The following is a 16,994-nucleotide window of genomic DNA, read 5'->3' as shown; positions in this document are numbered from 1 at the left end:
GTTAAAATGGTATCTCCCGGAATCGAACCGGGGACACAAGGATTTTCAGTCCTTTGCTCTACCTACTGAGCTAAGATACCCGAAAAAATATAAAATTTTTAAGACAAAAATACAATAAAATATATAAGTATTAAACTAAATAAATTAGATATTTTATCTATTTTATTATTATTTTTTTTTCTTTCTTGTGAAGAAAAAAAAAATTCAAAAAAGGATGATTACAATCAACCTATAAGAATTTCATTTCAAACTAAAATTTTATACAAAGAAAATGGAATTTTAAAATATGTCATTTATTCACCAATAATGAAGGAATATTTATCTGATCAAATGATCTTACCGAGAGGATTGATTTTATTTATTTATGAAGGGAAAAAAGATCAGTTTACTTATATTAAAGCCGATTGGATGAAATCTCATCAAAAAATATTTTATCATATGAAAGGTAATGTTATATTTTTCAATTCTAAAGGAATATTTTTGAAAACTGAAGAAATTTTTTGGGATAGAAAAAAAAAATATTTTTTTAATAAAAAAAAAACAACAGTTTATAATAAAAATGGATTATTTTTCAATGCAACAAAAGGAATTGAATTTTCTGATAATTTAAATAGGATAAAATTGAATAGTATAAATGGAGTCATTTCTATGTTATATAATAATTAAGAAATACATATATCATATATAATAATTTATGATAGTATATCCATTATTACTTGATTTATTTTTACTTTTTTTTTTGGAATGGAAGTGGATTTCGTTTCCTCTAATTTATTTCAAATAAAAATAGAGAAAAACAAAGATTCTTTTTACTCTAAAATTATATATAGATATATGAAAAATCCAAACAAATTTATAAAAACAATATTAATTGGTAATAGTATATATTTGATGATATATAGTATTTTTTATGGATAAATTGTTTTTTTCATTTTATCCAAATGGTCCATTTAATCATTCTATATCGATTTTTTTTTAGAAACAATTTATTTAGATATTATTATTTTAATAGTTGAATACTTTATTTCTAAAGTAATAGGTCGAATATATTCAAATGAATGATTATTAATATTTTTTATTATTCCTGTACATATTTTATATGTAATTTTATCTCCAATTACAAACTTTATTTTATTTATTTCAAATATTTTTTAAAAGTTTTAGGATATAAAAAAAGAAATCAAAAACAGTTTTTTGATAAGGAAGATTTAGTATGTTTTTTATCAGAAAAAATGAAAAATCATATTCCAAAAAAAGGATTGGTAGAATATAACATGGATATGTTTCATAAAGCTTTCGAATTTTCTCAAAAAAAAGTATATGAGTATATGGTTTCTATGAAAGATATGATATCATGTGATATCGTTTCATCATCTATATATTACATACAAAATATGTTTACAGAAAGTGGATAATCAAAAATTATGATTTACAATAAAAATATAGATCATATTATATTCATTATTTATAAATTAAAAAAATTAAATCTATCGTTATACCAGTAGAATTAGTTCATTTTACTACTTATATCATAAAAATTATGCATATTTTAATTCAAAAAAAAAGTATAGTAATAGTATGAAATGAATAAGGATTCACTTCAGGTTAAATCACTGTATAAAATATATTAGAAGAATTTCTTGGAGATATAAAAAATATGAACATGATGATATGTATCTATTAAATATAACAATAAGTAATAATGCATTTTTTTTTCACGTATAAAAATAGGTTAACTCAATAATAAATACAACTTTAATTTTCCAAAATCTGAAAAATGTGAAACTTTAGGATTACTTATAGTTGATCATATTGCTAATATACCAAAATGTGTATATCCAATTTGAACTGATGGAACATTTTTTATCGAAATAAGAAAAATATCGAAGAATAAAATAAAAGAAGTTTTTTTAGAAGAAAAATTTAAAAAATGAATTTTTTAGAAAAAATAAGAAAAAACACCTGGTTTATTTTTTTACTTATTATTTTTTATTTATTTTTTTTCATATTTAATCCTCATTTTTTATTAAAATTTTTTAATAAAGATCCTAATGTAATTGGATCAATTAATGGAGATAAGATTATGAAAAATGAATATATTGATCGATATCGATTTTTGAAACAATTTAGAAAAGAAGATCCGGATTATTTATTAATGAATGATGCTTGGAGAATTTTGATTCATGAAAAAGCATTGAATCAACAAGCAAAAAAAGTAGGTATAGAAAATACAGATAAAGATTTTTGGGAAATTGTAGAAAAACAATCGATATATAGTAAAATATCCGATTTTCGGAATGAAAATGGAAAAGTAAATATGAAAAAATTACGTTTATACTTGAAAAGTATGGATAATGTATATAACAATAAAAATGCGCAAATAGAACAAGAAAAAAAAATTTGGTGTGATGAAAAAGATAATATAAAAAAAAGAATTATCGCTAAGAAATATTTGCAAATGTTAATGTATGGAATCAATACATCTCCAATATATGCAAAATTAAATTGTAAAAATAAAAATTATTTTTCTTTGATAGATTATGTTTGTCTTCCATATACAAAAATAGAAGAAAAATGTGATTTCCATTTTAACAATGATGATATTAAAAATTATGTTACAAAAAATCAATTTCTTTATAAAAAAGAAAATTCGAGAAAATTAAGTTTTATTATATTGCGTTCTGAACCTTCTTTAGAGGATAAAAAAAGAATGGATCAAAAAATAAAAAAATTATTTTATAAATTGAAACATACCAATTCTAATTTTTCTTTGTTATTCCATCAATTGGGTCTATCCTTTGATTCCAATTTTTATTGTCAAAACGATCTTCATCCTATATTACAAAATTTTTTGAAAAAAAGTAATAAAAAAATTGGAAGTATGTTTGGACCCATAAAAGATGATCATGTTTATATGATAACAAAAATAACTGGGAAAAAAAAAATATTTCATTCTGTTTTATTTAGTCATATATTAATTTCGCATAAAGATGCTTTCTATTCTCATAATAAAAGATCTAAAAAAAATGCTGAAAAAATCGTAAAAAATATGTTTCATATAATTAAAAAAAATCCTACAAAATTTGATTCATTTGTGATAAATCAATCAGATGATAAGATGAACGTGAAAAAACATAAAGGAAGCTTAGGATGGGTGAATTATGAAAGTCAATATCCTATCAGATATTTTAATATTTTTTCTACAAAAAATAAAAAAGGTGAAATAGGGATAATTGAAACAAAATTTGGATATCATATTGTTAGAATAGACGATCAAAAAGGAATTGAAGATGCTTATCAATTTGCAATCATAATACAAACTTTTCGTCCTTCTCAAAAAACAAATAATTTGATTCATGGAAAAGTCAACATGTTTATTAAAAACAATCAAAATTCTAATTTAAATACATTGATCAATAATGCAAGAAAAGAAAAATATGAAACTATTTTTTTAAAAGAAATCAAAAATAATCAATGGAATATTGATGGAATTCAATCTGGTATAGATAAAAATATTATTCATTGGTCTTTTGAAAAAGAAAGAAAAAAAGGAGATATACAAATATTTAATTTATCAAAAAATGATTATATTATAGTTTATTTATCTGATATTCAAAATAATAAACCTCCATATACAACAATCATCAATGATGCTTATTCTTTTTATAAAAATAAAAAAATAAATGAATTTTTTCAAAAAAAATTTCGGACCAAAAACATAGAACAAATATGTTCTTTTTTTTCTACAAAAAAAAAGAAATCTTACAAAATTAATTTTCATGATTTCATAATTGGAAAATTTGAAGAACCTAAAGTAATTGGATCTTCTTTTTCTACAACATTAAACCAATTATCCAATCCTATTTTAGGTGAAAATGGAGTATATTTTGTGATTCCTAGAAAACGTTTTTTTATGAAAGAAAATAATTCCCAAAAAATAAAAAACTGTATTGATTCCGAAATCAATAAATTGAACAATGATATGAAAAATAATTTTTTAGAAAAATTAGGTGAAGTTTTGATCAAAAAATCAAAAATAAAAATATATGACAATAAATGATAATCACTTATTTCTCTTTATAGAGCAAAAAGGTATTTTTTTTTATTTTTTCATTTTTTTATTTTTTTCTTGTATCACATTTTTTGTATGATCAAAAATATCATTTTTAATTTTATTTCGAGCTTCTTTTATATATCGAATTCCTTCTCCTAACCCTCGAGCTATATGTGGTATATTTTTTGGTCCAAAAATGAGTATAGCTATAAAAAGAATAAAAAAACTTTCTTCAATACTAATGAATAAAAAATTTATTTTTATCATGTTTTATATTTTTTATAAAAAAATTTGAAATAATCTACAATAAATCATCACAGATAACAATTTTGAAATAAGTGTTAAACAATAAATCATGTAACATTTTTTAAAAAAAACATATCGAATTATTAATAAAATATAAATATTTTGGTTCACAAAAATAAATATCTATTGATTCATAATTTTTATATCAAACAATTTATCATGTTTATAATATGTAAAAAATTATGATTTTTATTTGTTAATATATATAGTATCCATTTTTATAATAATTTTCATCAATTTTTCGTTTTTATTTCTATAATAATAAAATTTATTATTTTCTAACTACCTTTGTTAATAATCGTTAAGGAAATTAAATGAATTGAGTGCACTTGGAAAAATTTTAGATTATTCTAAATCTTACAAATATTATTATATAATTAACATTATATGTAATTTAATACATTCTTTATTTTCAGTTATATCTATAATATCTATATCCCCAGTATTAAACATTTTGCTTGAAGCACCTAAAGAAAAAAATAAAATTTCGTTTTTCATGAATGGTTCTTTTGATTTTATCAAAATATATTTTCAATATTATATTGATTTGTATTTATATAAATATGGAAGAACTCATACTTTGACTATATTTTGTTTTTTTATTATTTTTCTTTTTTTTATACGCAATTTTTTTCGATATTTAGCGGAATATTTTTTGATAGGTATAAAAACATCAATAGTTCAAAATATTCGAAATGATTTTCACAAAAAAATATTGTCTTTATCTCTTTTATATTTTTCTGATAAAAAAAATGGAGATTTAATGTCTCGATTATCTAATGATGTGAGTGAAATCGAGAGATCCATTGTTCATTCTTTAGCAAACTTAATTAGTTCTCCTATTATGGTATTTTTTCATTTATTTACTTTGCTATTTATGAATAGCCAACTAACACTATTTGTTATCATATTACTTCCTATGATAGGAATATTTGTATCTATTATAATAAATAGTTTAAAAGATGATGCAAAAGGTGCACAAAATCAATTAGGTAAAATTCTTTCTCTTGTAGAAGAAACTCTAAATTCTATAAGAATTATAAATATTTTTGATGCAAAAAATCACATACAAAAAAGATTTGAAAAAATATCTGAATATCAAAAAATTCTTTCTTGTCGTGTAAATAGGAAAAAAGAATTAGCCGCTCCTGTGAGTGAATTTTTAGGCTCTATTATCATGATATTAATTATTTGGTATGGAGGAAAACTTTATATAGAAAAAAAAAATATGACGCCCGAAATACTTTTTCCTTTTGTAGGTTTATTTTTTCAAATTATTAATCCTGCTAAAAGTTTAGTAAATTCGATATCAAATATGCAAAAAGGAAAAGCTGCTGCAGAACGTGTAGTAGAAATATTGGATTCTCAATGTATATTGAATAATGAAAATCGATCTATATCCATTAATCAATTAAATCATGAAATATCATTTTGTAATGTTTCATTTTTTTATAATAAGACTTTATTAATCAATAACATAAATTTTTCTTTAAAAAAAGGAAAAACTGTAGTTTTAGTTGGTAAATCTGGAAGTGGGAAATCCACGGTTGCTAATTTATTAGCTAATTTTTATGATGCAACATCAGGTAAAATAACAATAGATGGAAATAATATTAAATATTTACAAATTAGAGATTATAGAAAATTATTAGGGATAGTGACTCAAGAACCTATATTATTTAATGATACAATTTTAAATAATATTACTTTAGGAATAGAAAAGAATATATCCATTCATGATATAATTCAATCAGCTAAAATTGCAAATGCTCATTCTTTTATAAAAAGATTACCAAAAGGCTATCATACTATTATCGATTATAATGGTCATAATTTATCATCAGGACAAAAGAAAAAAATTAGCATTGCAAGAGCAATATTAAAAAATCCTTCAATTATTATTTTAGACGAAGTAATTTCTTCTTTAGATATAGAATCTGAAATAGAAATTCAAAATGCTTTACATCGAATTATAGAAAATAGGACATCTTTAATAATAGTACATAAATTATACAGATCACTTATGAAAAAAGCCGATCATATCATTGTATTAGAAAAAGGAAAAATAGTGGAACAAGGTAAACATCATTTTTTAATATCAAAAAATGGATTTTATAAAAATTTAATGACTTTACAAAGTTTTTAAAAATGATGTTTTTGGTAAAAAATTTAAAAGAAATTATTGAACATCCATTATTGTCTCTGTCTATTATTGGAAATTTAATCCTCATAGAAAGTCTTTTATCTATAGATAATGCAGCTATGTTAGCTACTATGGTAAAAAATTTAAAAGAACAAGACAGAAACAAAGCTATGAGATATGGAATGATTGGAGCTTATTTTTTTAGATGTGTATGTCTATTATTTACTTCTTCATTAATTAAGATATGGTGGTTAAAAACTTTGGGTGGTTTGTATTTAATATTTATTGGAATAAAAAACTTATTTTTTAATGGAATTAAAACAAACAAATTTCAAAAAAAATATTCTTTTTTACAAATTATTATTTTATTAGAACTAGTCGATTTAGCTTTTTCTATTGACAATATATTTGCATCTGTGGCCTTATCCAATAATATTATTCTAATATTATTAGGTTCATTTATTGGAATATTCTCGATGAGATTAATGGCTAAATTTATTACTAAATTGATTGATCAATATCCAGAATTAAATCATTCTGTTTTATTCATAATCATGGTTCTTGGAATAAAACTTGTTTTTACCTCTTTTGAAACTCATTTATTCATTTTTGAAAAAATTACAAAAAGTAAGATTATTCAAGAAATTTTATTTTCTTTATTAATATTTTTCTTTTTTATTTTTTCTATATTGATTTCATGGATTAAAAAAGTGAAAAAATAAAATAATATTAAAGTAAAATAGTAAATGGATTTTCTAAAAAATTTTTAATAGAATGAATAAAAGAACTAGCTAAGGCACCATCTATGATTCTATGATCACAAGATAAAGTAATTTTCATTATATTTCCTATACAAATTTGAGCATTGGTGATAATTGGACGTTCCGTTATAGATCCGATTGATAATATCGATGAATTAGGTATATTAATAATAGAAGTAAAAAAGTCTATTCCATACATTCCTAAATTAGAAATAGTAAATGTACTATTTTCTATTTCTTCTAACTTTATTTTTCCATATTTTGATCGATCAATTTTGTCTTTTGTTTCTTTTGATATTTGTGATATTGATTTTTGATCCACATTTTTAATAACTGGAACAATTAATCCATCTTGAACGGAAACTGCAAATCCAATATTAATTGAATTATGCATTATTACTTCATCTTCTTTCCAAGATACATTGATTTCTTTATCTTTTTTTAAAGAAAGAGCTACTGCTTTTATAATAATATCATTAAATGATATTTTTTCTTTTTTAGAAAGTTGATCATTTAAATTTTTTCTTAAACTAATTAATTTATCAACATTTATTTCACTAAACAAATAATAATGTGGAGCAGAAAATTTTGAACTAGTTAAATGTTTTGCTATTTTTCTTCTTATAGAAGAAGGAACGATTCTCTTTTCCAGTTTTTCTTTTTTGTAAACTTCAATATCCTTTTTTATGATCCTACCCATAGGTCCACTACCTTTTTTTATGTTTTCTATAGGAATTCCACTTTTTTTTGCTATTTTTTTAGCTAAAGGTGATATAAATTTTCTTTTTTTATAAGAAAAATGATCGGATTCTTGATTTTTTTCAAAATGTTTTATATTCTTTTTTTTATCCTTTTTTTTTATCAATTCGGATATCATATGATCGATGTTTTCATTTTTTTCTCCTATAATTGCTAATATATCATTTACTTTCGTTTTTTCTCCTTCTTTCACTCCGATAAAAAGAAGTACACCATTCACATCTATTTCAAAATCTTGAATAGCTTTATCTGTTTCTATTTCAGCTAAAATATCACCTTCTGATACGATATCTCCTACTTTTTTATTCCATTTAATTATAATACCCTCTCTCATTGTATCGCTTAATTGGGGCATAGATATGATTTCTGCCATTTTGTTAATATGTTAAAATTTAATTATAATGTATGTAAAATATTATCTACAAATGGGTAATCCGTTTCATGATAGACGGAGTCATACATTTCTTGTAGTGTAGGAGGATCAGATTGTTCTGCAAATTGAACACAAGAATCTACCTTTTTTTTTACTATAGTTTCTATAATATTTAGTTTATTTTCGCTTTCCCATTTATTATCTAGAATAAGATGTTTTAATTTGAAAATTGGATCTTGTTTTTTAAATAAAGCTACTTCATCTTTACTACGATATGATTCTGCATCAGACATTGAATGACCTCTATATCGATAAGTTTTGATATCTAAAAATGTAGCACCTTTTCCATATCGAGCTCTTTCTATTGCATTGTAGGCTGCAATAGCTATTTTTTTAGGATCCATTCCATCTACTGAAATAGAAGGCATTCCATATGATGTTCCTATATGATGAAGATCATCCATAGATGAACTTCTTGTTACAGATGTACCCATGGCATATTTATTATTTTCACAAATAAATATGACAGGTAGTTTCCATAACATCGCCATATTGAGAGTTTCATGTAATGAACCTTGTCTTACTGCTCCATCTCCCATTATAGTTATAGTAACGGATTTTCTATTAAAATATTTATCAGCAAAAGCGATTCCAGCTCCTAAAGGTATTTGTCCGCCTACAATACCATGACCACCATAAAAACGATGCTTTTTACTAAAAATATGCATAGATCCACCTAGACCAAGAGAAGTTCCACTTTTTTTACCTAATAATTCTGCCATAATTTTTTTAGGATCTACACCCATAGAAATGGGTAAAATATGACATCGATAAGCAGTGATCATATGATCTTTAGATAAATCCATAGCATGTGTTAATCCTGCAGGAATGGCTTCTTGTCCATTGTATAAATGAAGAAATCCTCTGATTTTTTGTTTTAAATACAAAGAACGACATTTATCTTCAAATTTTCTCCAAAATAACATGTTTTCAAACCATTTTATATATGTTTTTATGGTGATTTTTTTCATAAGAAAAACATTATAAAACCATGGATACAAATTTAATCTTTCAATAATAAATCTACAAAGAATTATGTTTATATTAAATGAATAATATTTTCTAATGCAATTTTCCTAGATCCTTTAATAAGAATAAAATCAGAATTTTTAATAGGATATTTTTTTATCCAATTCAAAAATGATTCTTTATTCAAAAATTTTTTCATTTTTGTATAATAAATATTTGTATAAAAAAAAATTTCTCCGATGAAAAATCCAAAATTTATATTACTATTTTTGATGAAAAGTAAAATTTTTTCATGTTCTTTGTTTGAAAAGACTCCTAATTCTAACATATCTCCTAATATAACAATTTTATTTCCAAAAATATGATTGTTAAAAAAGGTAAGAGCTTTCATCATACTTGTTGGATTAGCGTTATAACAATCTAAAATGATTTTTTTATTATTTATTTCTATTAATTGAGAACGATAATTATTTGGAATATATTTTTGTATTGCTTTTTGAATATGGTAAATCGAAACTTGAAAATAAATTCCGATAGTAATAGATGAAGCTAGGTTATATATATTGTAATTTCCTATAAGAGAAGATGTGATTTTAATATTTTGGATAGATAACATAGTTCGAATATCATTTTTTTTAGAAATATATATAAATTGGATATTTGATTTAATATTTTTTTTTTTATCGAAAAAATAAATCTTTTCATTTTTTCACTATGAAATAATTGAATAGGATCATCTCCGTTTATGAATACTAATTTTTTTTTTTTTTCTAAAAATTTATATAATTCTAATTTTCCACGAATAATTCCTTTAAAACTTTTAAATCCTTTTAAATGGGATTTACCAAAATTTGTAATATAACCGTAATCTGGATCAATGATAGAACACATTTTATCTATTTCACCTTCATGATTAGATCCAATCTCTACAATTGACATTTTTGTATTTTTAGGCATGGATAAAATAGTTAATGGGACGCCTATGTGATTATTATAATTTTGTTTAGTTGAATGAATATTTTTATATTTTTTATAAAGAATTATTTTAATCAATTCTCTCGTCGTAGTTTTTCCATTACTTCCCGTAATGGCTATAATAGGTATATGATGATTTTTTTTTCTATGATAAATAGCTAATTTTTGTAAAAAATCTAATGTACTACTTACGAATAATATTTTTTTATTTTTGGAGTACAAATATTTTTTATTATCTACAATGGATAACATTGCTCCATTTTCAATTGCTTCTAATGCAAAATCATTTCCATCAAAATTTGTTCCTTTTAAAGCTATGAAAATAGAATTTTTTATAATTTTTTTGCTATTTATTTCTATTCCAGTAGAAATAGTACTATATATTTTATATATATTTTTAATTATATCTTTCATATGCATACGTTATATAAATAATAAAATATGATTTTTTTGAATACACAATTAATTTATTTATATCATAAATTTTCTTCTAATATCTTTTTTAAATGATTAATATTAGCAATTATAGTTCTTTTTTTATTTTTAATATATGATATATAACCTGTTTCTTCAGAAATAACAATACAAATTGCATCTGTTTTTTCTGTTAAACCAATAGCAGCTCTATGACGAAGTCCTAATCTGGATGGAATATCTTTATTATAAGATACGGGAAGAATTGCTCTTGTTTTTACTATTTTGTTTTCTACTATAACTATAGCACCATCATGTAATGGACTATTTTTGTAAAATATACTTTCCATTATAGGGACATTTACTTTTATATCCATTTCATCTCCATTTTGAATAAAATATTTCAAATCTTGATTAATTTGAATAACAATTAATACTCCTGTTTTATCTCCTGAAAAAATAGCACATGCTTTCGATATAGAATCGATTGTTTCTGTTTCTATAGATATAGAAGATATTCTAAATATGGGAAAAACAAATTTTTTGAAAAAAATTTTACTTCCTACTATAAGGAGAAATTTTCTTATTTCTGGTTGAAATAATATGATCAATGCTAAAAATCCTCCTTTAAAAAAAGTACTGATTACTATACTAAGGTATCGCATTTTATATGTTTCTATTATTTTCCAAAATATAAATGTTGCGATAATTCCATAAAATATATTTAAAGCAGCAGTATTATGTACAATGCGATATATTTGATAAAAAACAAAAACTACTAAAGTAATATCCAAAATTTCAATGAAAGATATTTTTAACAAAAGAAAAATAACAATCATTTTATAACAAAAAAAAATTTTTGCACTTTTTTTCAGTTAAATATGATGATAATAATCTATGATTTTTACGCATTCTCTAGCTTCTTTTACGTCATGGACTCTTAAAATTTTTGCTCTGTTTAAAAGAGCTATAGTATGCATAATAGAAGATCCATTTAAGGATTCTTTTTGAGAAATATTCAATATATTTTGAATCATCGATTTTCTAGATATTCCTACTAATATTAAGTGTTCTTGAAATCCTAATAAGGATAAATATTTTAATAATTGAATATTATGTTTTAATGTTTTTCCAAATCCAAATCCAGGATCTAATATTATATCACAAACTCCATATTTTTTTAAAATAGATATTTTGTAAAAAAAATATCTATTTATTTCTATAATAATATCATCATGATAATATGGTTTTTTTTGCATATTTTTAGGCGTCCCTTTTATATGATTTAATACATATGGAATATGGTATCTCCCTAAAAAAGAATACATTTTTTTGTCGAAATTTCCTCCAGATATATCATTTACCATGACAGCTCCTTCTTGAATTGCAATTTTAGCGACTTCACTTCGAAAAGTATCTATAGAAATTTTAATATTTGGAAAATTTTTGATAATAATTTGAATAGGTTTTTGAATTCTTTGAATTTCTTCTTTTTTTTCAATAAAATGAGAACCAGGTCTTGTAGATACACCACCAATATCTATAAAATCAGCTCCTTCCTTTAATAGAATTTCTATATGTTTTAGTAAATGATATTCATACTTTAATCTTCCTCCATTATAAAATGAATCAGGAGTTAAATTAACGATTCCCATAATTTTAGGAGTTTTGAAATTTAATAAAGATCCTCTACAATTGATTGTTAGCAAATTATTTTTTTTATTATCTCTTAATATTTAATATATGTAATATATATGAATTTTATTATTGTGAATTTAATTTTTAACAAGTGTAGAAAATTATTCTTGAAGAAATTAGAAGATTATAATGTATCTTGGATTTTTTTAAAGACAACCTCTATCATAGATCAAATATTAATTAAATCTATTCGTGTAAGAAATATTCAAGTAAATCAATATCAGTTAATTAAAGAAGAAGGAATAACGGATACATGTATAGATATTATAAATTATATTATAATTATTTTAATAAAATCGAATATAAAATCATGTGATAACATATCACATAGTAAAATTATTACTATGTATGATCGAAATATAAAGAGTATAAAAAATTCTTTAATTCTCATTGAGAAAAAAAAGAAATTTTATTCTATTAATAATGTTTTATATAACATATCTTATTTAAAACATGAAAAAAATAAACAACTTAAAACCATTCTTTTTGATATGTTAATCAACATTGTTTATTTATTAAAAAATTCAATCTTTAAAAAAAATGCGAATAAAAAAAAAAATTGTGATTGCAAATTGGAAGATGAATCATGGATTTTATGAAACTACTTCTTTTATTAGAAATTTTATGAAAAAAATTTTTGAAGAAAAAATTAATCATAAAAAAAAGATAATTATAGCTCCATCTTTTCCTTTTTTACATATTGCCAGTCAAATAGTACGAGGTACGAATTTACAAATAGCTGCACAAAACATTTCGTTCGAAGAAAAAGGTGCTTATACTGGAGAAGTATCTGCTTATATGTTAAAATCTATAGGAATAAACTACGTCCTAATAGGACATAGTGAACGAAGAAAATATTTTTTGGAATCAAAAGAAATTCTACTAAAAAAAATAAAAATAGCAACAAAACATAAAATAAATGTTATTTTTTGCCTAGGAGAAACTGGAGAAGAAAGAAATAAAAATCAACATTTTTCTATCATTAAAAAAGAACTATACAATACTATTTTTCACTGTTCTTCAAATGAAATAGATTTAATCCATATTGCATACGAACCTATATGGGCTATTGGTACGAATAAAACAGCAACAACTGAAGAATGTCAGGAAATACACCAATTTATTAGAAATTTGTTAATGAAAAAATATGGAAAATGTGTTTCAAATAATATTTTTATATTATATGGTGGTAGTATCAATACAGAAAATGCTGGTAAAATATTTTCTCAATTAGATGTTGATGGTGGTCTTATTGGTTCTTATTCTCTTGAATTAGAAAATTTTTTAAAAATTATTCGTTCTTAATTATACTGAAAATAATTATATTTGCCTTATTTGAAAGGCCTCGTAGCTTAAATGGATAGAGCATCTGACTACGGATCAGAAGGTTATGGGTTCGAATCCCTTCGAGGTCTTATCATTTTATCCTAAATAAGGTTTTAATATTTTACTTCTAGAAGAATGTTTTAATCTTTTTAATGCTATACTTTCTATTTGTCTAACACGTTCTCTTGTTAAATCACAAGAATTTCCTACTTCCTCCAAAGTCATTGGAGGAGACCCATTTAATCCGAAATGAAGTACGATTACACGTCTTTCTCTTTCACTTAAAGTTTCTAGAATTCTTTCTATATCTTTTCGTAAAGATTCTTTTTCTAATTTTTCATCTGGACGTGGAGATTCATCTGACTTGACTAAATCATATAAGTTTGAATCTTCTCCTTCAACAAGAGGGGCATCCATAGAAATATGTCTTCCTGAATTTTTAATCGAATCTTCTACATCTTTTTCATTCATATTTAAATATTCTGCTATTTCTTTAATAGAAGGAGTTCTTTGAAATTCTTGTTCTAATTGAGCTAAAGTTTTTAAAATTTTATTCAATAAAGCTAATTTATTAGTAGGTTGTCGAATAGAACGAGATTGTTCGGCTATTGCTTGTAATATTGCTTGTCGTATCCACCAAACAACATAAGATATACATTTGAACCCTCTTGTTTCATCAAATCTTAATATTCCTTTTATTAAACCTAAATTTCCTTCATTAATTAAATCACACAAACTAAGGCCTTGATTTTGATATTGTTTAGCTACAGATACCACAAAACGTAAGTTTGCATTTACTAATTTATTAATAGCTGATGTATCTCCTTTTCTAGCTTTTCGAGCATATTCCACTTCTTCTTCTGGAGTTAATAACGGAATTTTCCCTATTTCATGAAGATATTTATCTAACGATTCAGATTCTCGATTTGTTACTTGTTTTGTTATCTTAAGTTGTCTCATATTTTTTTATTTATTATTCTTTCTTCTCGATGGACGAGGTATCAATACTTTTCTAGAAAGTTTCATTTTTTTCTTTTTTTCATCCATTCCCATAAATTTTACATCAATAATATCTCCTATATGAAGTTCTTCTTCTATTTTATTTAATCTTTTCCATCCTACTTCTGAAATATGTAATAAACCTTCGACTCCTTTAGATATTTCAACAAAAGCTCCAAAATTTCTTAAAGATTTTACTTTAGCCTTATACACTTTTCCTAATTCAGGAACAAACGTAATTTGTTTAATTCGATCAACAGCTTTTTCTATATCTTGAAAATTTTTCCCTATAATTTCAATTTTACCAATATTACCTAAATCTTCAATTATAATATTTGTATTTGTCTTTAATTGCATTTCTTGTATTATTTTTCCTCCTGGACCAATAACAGATCCTATCAAATTTTTTGAAATATTAAACCGATATATTTTTGGAGCATTAGGCTTTATTTGTTTTCTATAATTTGGATATATTTTTAACATTTTGTTCAAAATAAACATTCTTCCTTCTAAAGCCTGTGCTAATATATTTGTTAACATATCATATGTTAATCCTTTTGAATTTTTTATATCCATCTGACATGCTGTTATCCCATTTTTAGTACCCGTTATTTTAAAATCTAAATCTCCAAAATGATCTTCTTCTCCTAATAAATCAGAAATAATAATTTGTTTTTTTTCATCTATAAACAACCCCATAGAAATTCCTGATACTGGATTTTTTATATGAATTCCAGCATCCATTAGTGCAAGACTAGCAGCACAAACTGTTGCCATAGAAGAGGATCCATTAGATTCTAATATATCCGATACAACGCGTATGGTATATGGATTATCAGGTATAACGTTTTTCAAAGCACGTTGTGCTAAATTTCCATGACCAATTTCACGTCTAGAAACTCCCCTAATTAAACGAATTTCTCCTGTTGAAAATGGTGGAAAATTATAATGAAGATAAAACTTTTCTTGATCTTCCATAATGACATTATTAATTTTATTTGCATCTAAAGAAGAACCAAGTGTTACTGTAGTTAATGATTGTGTCTCTCCTCTAGAAAATAGAGCAGATCCATGTACACCAGGTAAGTAGTCAACTGAAGCAAATATTGGTCGTATTTCTTTATTATTTCTTCCATCTAACCGAATTTCTTTTTCTAAAATAAAATATCTTATTATTTTTTTCTTGATTTCTTCATATAATTTTTCAATAATATCATGATATTTCTCGTTTTCTTCTTCCGTAAGAAATGCTTTTTTAAAATTGTTAATGATAATTCTTTCTTGAATCAGTCTATTTTTTTTATCTAAAAATTGACTATATAATTCTTTCATTTTTTTGTATACAAAAGAATAAACATTTTTTTTGATAGTATTATTTTCTTTTAAACATTCAAAATTTTTTTTATTCCGTTCTACGGAATAAGTATAAAATGAATGAAACTCTTTTTTATTTAATAACCGTTCTTTTAAATTTTTTTGAGCTTCAATTTGTGGTATAATTTCTTGATGAGCCTGGATAATAATGTTTACAAAATCTTTTTCTTTGATCTCCTTCATTTCTCCTTCTATCATGATAATAGATTTTTTCGATCCTCCAACTATTAAATCAATATCAGAATCTTTCAATTGATCTAAACTTGGATTAATAACAAATTCTCCTTTTGAACGAATAATACGAATTTCCGATATTGGTCCATTAAATGGAATTCCTGATAAATATAGTGCTGTGGATGCAGCTAAACCGGCTAATCCATCAGGTAAAATTGTTCCATCATATGATAACAAGGAAATCATAACTTGTATTTCCTTTCGAAAAGAATAAGGAAACATTGGTCTTAAAACACGATCCACTAATCTCATGGTCAAAATTTCTTCATTGGATGGTCTTCCTTCTCTTTTTATAAAACCACCAGGAATTTTTCCTCCAGCATAATATTTTTCTCTATAATCTACTGTTAAGGGAAGAAAATTCATTTCATTTTTCATTTCCTGATTAGTTGAAAATACTACCGTTGCTAATAGTATTGTATCATTGACACGAACTAAGGCTGATCCATCTGCTTGTTTAGCCAATAATCCTGTTTCTAAAATTATATTTCTACCGTCTTTCAGGTGAATAGTTTCTTTTATTATATCCGACATATTTTCTTCTTCTTT

17 protein-coding genes and 2 tRNA genes are annotated in these 16,994 nt (G+C 23.5%); 8 read left to right on the top strand and 11 right to left on the bottom strand.

Features of this window, described 5'->3' with window-relative positions; genetic code table 11:
- Positions 1–7: 7 nt before the first annotated feature.
- Positions 8–80: transfer RNA gene (locus tag H0H35_RS02495), tRNA-Phe, on the bottom strand.
- Positions 81–114: 34 nt separating this feature from the next.
- On the opposite strand from H0H35_RS02495, the gene lptC reads away from it, so the two are divergent.
- From lptC to H0H35_RS02480, 3 genes are all read left to right on the top strand, one after another.
- Positions 115–666 carry an LPS export ABC transporter periplasmic protein LptC gene (lptC, locus tag H0H35_RS02490; protein WP_317167204.1) on the top strand — a complete coding sequence of 184 codons (552 nt, stop codon included), beginning with the start codon at positions 115–117 and terminating at the stop codon, positions 664–666.
- A gap of 566 nt (positions 667–1,232) precedes the next feature.
- Positions 1,233–1,415, top strand: coding sequence for a hypothetical protein (locus tag H0H35_RS02875; protein ID WP_238892316.1), 183 nt, complete (start codon positions 1,233–1,235; stop codon positions 1,413–1,415).
- A gap of 515 nt (positions 1,416–1,930) precedes the next feature.
- Positions 1,931–4,060, top strand: a complete 2,130-nt coding sequence (locus H0H35_RS02480) for a SurA N-terminal domain-containing protein (RefSeq protein WP_185882877.1) — start codon at positions 1,931–1,933, stop codon at positions 4,058–4,060.
- Between the two features lie 42 nt (positions 4,061–4,102).
- Here the strand turns inward: H0H35_RS02480 and H0H35_RS02475 are convergent, their stop codons facing one another.
- Entirely contained in the window at positions 4,103–4,321 is a 219-nt protein-coding gene (locus H0H35_RS02475) for a Sec-independent protein translocase subunit TatA/TatB (RefSeq protein ID WP_185882876.1), read from the bottom strand.
- Positions 4,322–4,729: 408 nt separating this feature from the next.
- Complete coding sequence (locus H0H35_RS02900) at positions 4,730–4,858, bottom strand: hypothetical protein (protein WP_262889568.1); 129 nt, start codon at positions 4,856–4,858, stop codon at positions 4,730–4,732.
- Between H0H35_RS02900 and H0H35_RS02470 the strand changes: the two genes are divergently transcribed.
- Together H0H35_RS02470 and H0H35_RS02465 are read left to right on the top strand one after the other, a co-directional pair.
- Positions 4,857–6,506 (top strand): ABC transporter ATP-binding protein, encoded by a 1,650-nt coding sequence (locus H0H35_RS02470; RefSeq protein WP_238892315.1) that lies wholly within the window; start codon positions 4,857–4,859, stop codon positions 6,504–6,506. The genes H0H35_RS02900 and H0H35_RS02470 overlap by 2 nt on opposite strands.
- A gap of 5 nt (positions 6,507–6,511) precedes the next feature.
- On the top strand, positions 6,512–7,225 hold the full coding sequence (locus tag H0H35_RS02465; RefSeq protein WP_185883198.1) for a TerC family protein: 714 nt from the start codon (positions 6,512–6,514) through the stop codon (positions 7,223–7,225).
- A gap of 7 nt (positions 7,226–7,232) precedes the next feature.
- On the opposite strand, the gene H0H35_RS02460 is transcribed toward H0H35_RS02465, so the two are convergent.
- From H0H35_RS02460 to folP, 6 genes are all read right to left on the bottom strand, one after another.
- Positions 7,233–8,396, bottom strand: a complete 1,164-nt coding sequence (locus tag H0H35_RS02460) for a dihydrolipoamide acetyltransferase family protein (RefSeq protein WP_185882874.1) — start codon at positions 8,394–8,396, stop codon at positions 7,233–7,235.
- Between the two features lie 23 nt (positions 8,397–8,419).
- Positions 8,420–9,427, bottom strand: a complete 1,008-nt coding sequence (gene pdhA, locus H0H35_RS02455; protein WP_185882873.1) for a pyruvate dehydrogenase (acetyl-transferring) E1 component subunit alpha — start codon at positions 9,425–9,427, stop codon at positions 8,420–8,422.
- A gap of 68 nt (positions 9,428–9,495) precedes the next feature.
- Positions 9,496–10,041 carry a glutamate ligase domain-containing protein gene (locus tag H0H35_RS02870; protein ID WP_238892313.1) on the bottom strand — a complete coding sequence of 182 codons (546 nt, stop codon included), beginning with the start codon at positions 10,039–10,041 and terminating at the stop codon, positions 9,496–9,498.
- Positions 9,999–10,814, bottom strand: a complete 816-nt coding sequence (locus tag H0H35_RS02865) for a UDP-N-acetylmuramoyl-tripeptide--D-alanyl-D-alanine ligase (RefSeq protein WP_238892311.1) — start codon at positions 10,812–10,814, stop codon at positions 9,999–10,001. The genes H0H35_RS02870 and H0H35_RS02865 overlap by 43 nt, the downstream gene beginning before the upstream one ends.
- Before the next feature lie 62 nt (positions 10,815–10,876).
- Positions 10,877–11,653, bottom strand: a complete 777-nt coding sequence (locus H0H35_RS02445; RefSeq protein WP_185882872.1) for a diadenylate cyclase — start codon at positions 11,651–11,653, stop codon at positions 10,877–10,879.
- Between the two features lie 36 nt (positions 11,654–11,689).
- Entirely contained in the window at positions 11,690–12,469 is a 780-nt protein-coding gene (gene folP, locus H0H35_RS02440; protein WP_185882871.1) for a dihydropteroate synthase, read from the bottom strand.
- A 99-nt stretch (positions 12,470–12,568) separates the two neighbouring features.
- On the opposite strand from folP, the gene H0H35_RS02435 reads away from it, so the two are divergent.
- From H0H35_RS02435 to H0H35_RS02425, 3 genes are all read left to right on the top strand, one after another.
- Complete coding sequence (locus H0H35_RS02435; protein WP_185882870.1) at positions 12,569–13,111, top strand: nucleotide modification associated domain-containing protein; 543 nt, start codon at positions 12,569–12,571, stop codon at positions 13,109–13,111.
- Positions 13,053–13,817, top strand: coding sequence for a triose-phosphate isomerase (tpiA, locus tag H0H35_RS02430; protein WP_317167192.1), 765 nt, complete (start codon positions 13,053–13,055; stop codon positions 13,815–13,817). Before H0H35_RS02435 ends, tpiA begins: the two co-directional genes overlap by 59 nt.
- Before the next feature lie 36 nt (positions 13,818–13,853).
- A tRNA-Arg gene (locus tag H0H35_RS02425) sits at positions 13,854–13,927 on the top strand.
- A gap of 7 nt (positions 13,928–13,934) precedes the next feature.
- On the opposite strand, the gene H0H35_RS02420 is transcribed toward H0H35_RS02425, so the two are convergent.
- A complete protein-coding gene (locus H0H35_RS02420) occupies positions 13,935–14,798 on the bottom strand; it encodes a sigma-70 family RNA polymerase sigma factor (protein WP_185882869.1) in 864 nt (287 codons plus the stop codon).
- A 6-nt stretch (positions 14,799–14,804) separates the two neighbouring features.
- Positions 14,805–16,979 (bottom strand): polyribonucleotide nucleotidyltransferase, encoded by a 2,175-nt coding sequence (locus H0H35_RS02415; protein WP_185882868.1) that lies wholly within the window; start codon positions 16,977–16,979, stop codon positions 14,805–14,807.
- Positions 16,980–16,994 lie beyond the last annotated feature (15 nt).

It is taken from the genome of Blattabacterium cuenoti (assembly GCF_014252435.1).
GTDB classification, from domain to species: Bacteria; Bacteroidota; Bacteroidia; order Flavobacteriales; family Blattabacteriaceae; genus Blattabacterium; species Blattabacterium cuenoti_X.
This window is presented reverse-complemented; position numbering and strand designations above follow the sequence as displayed.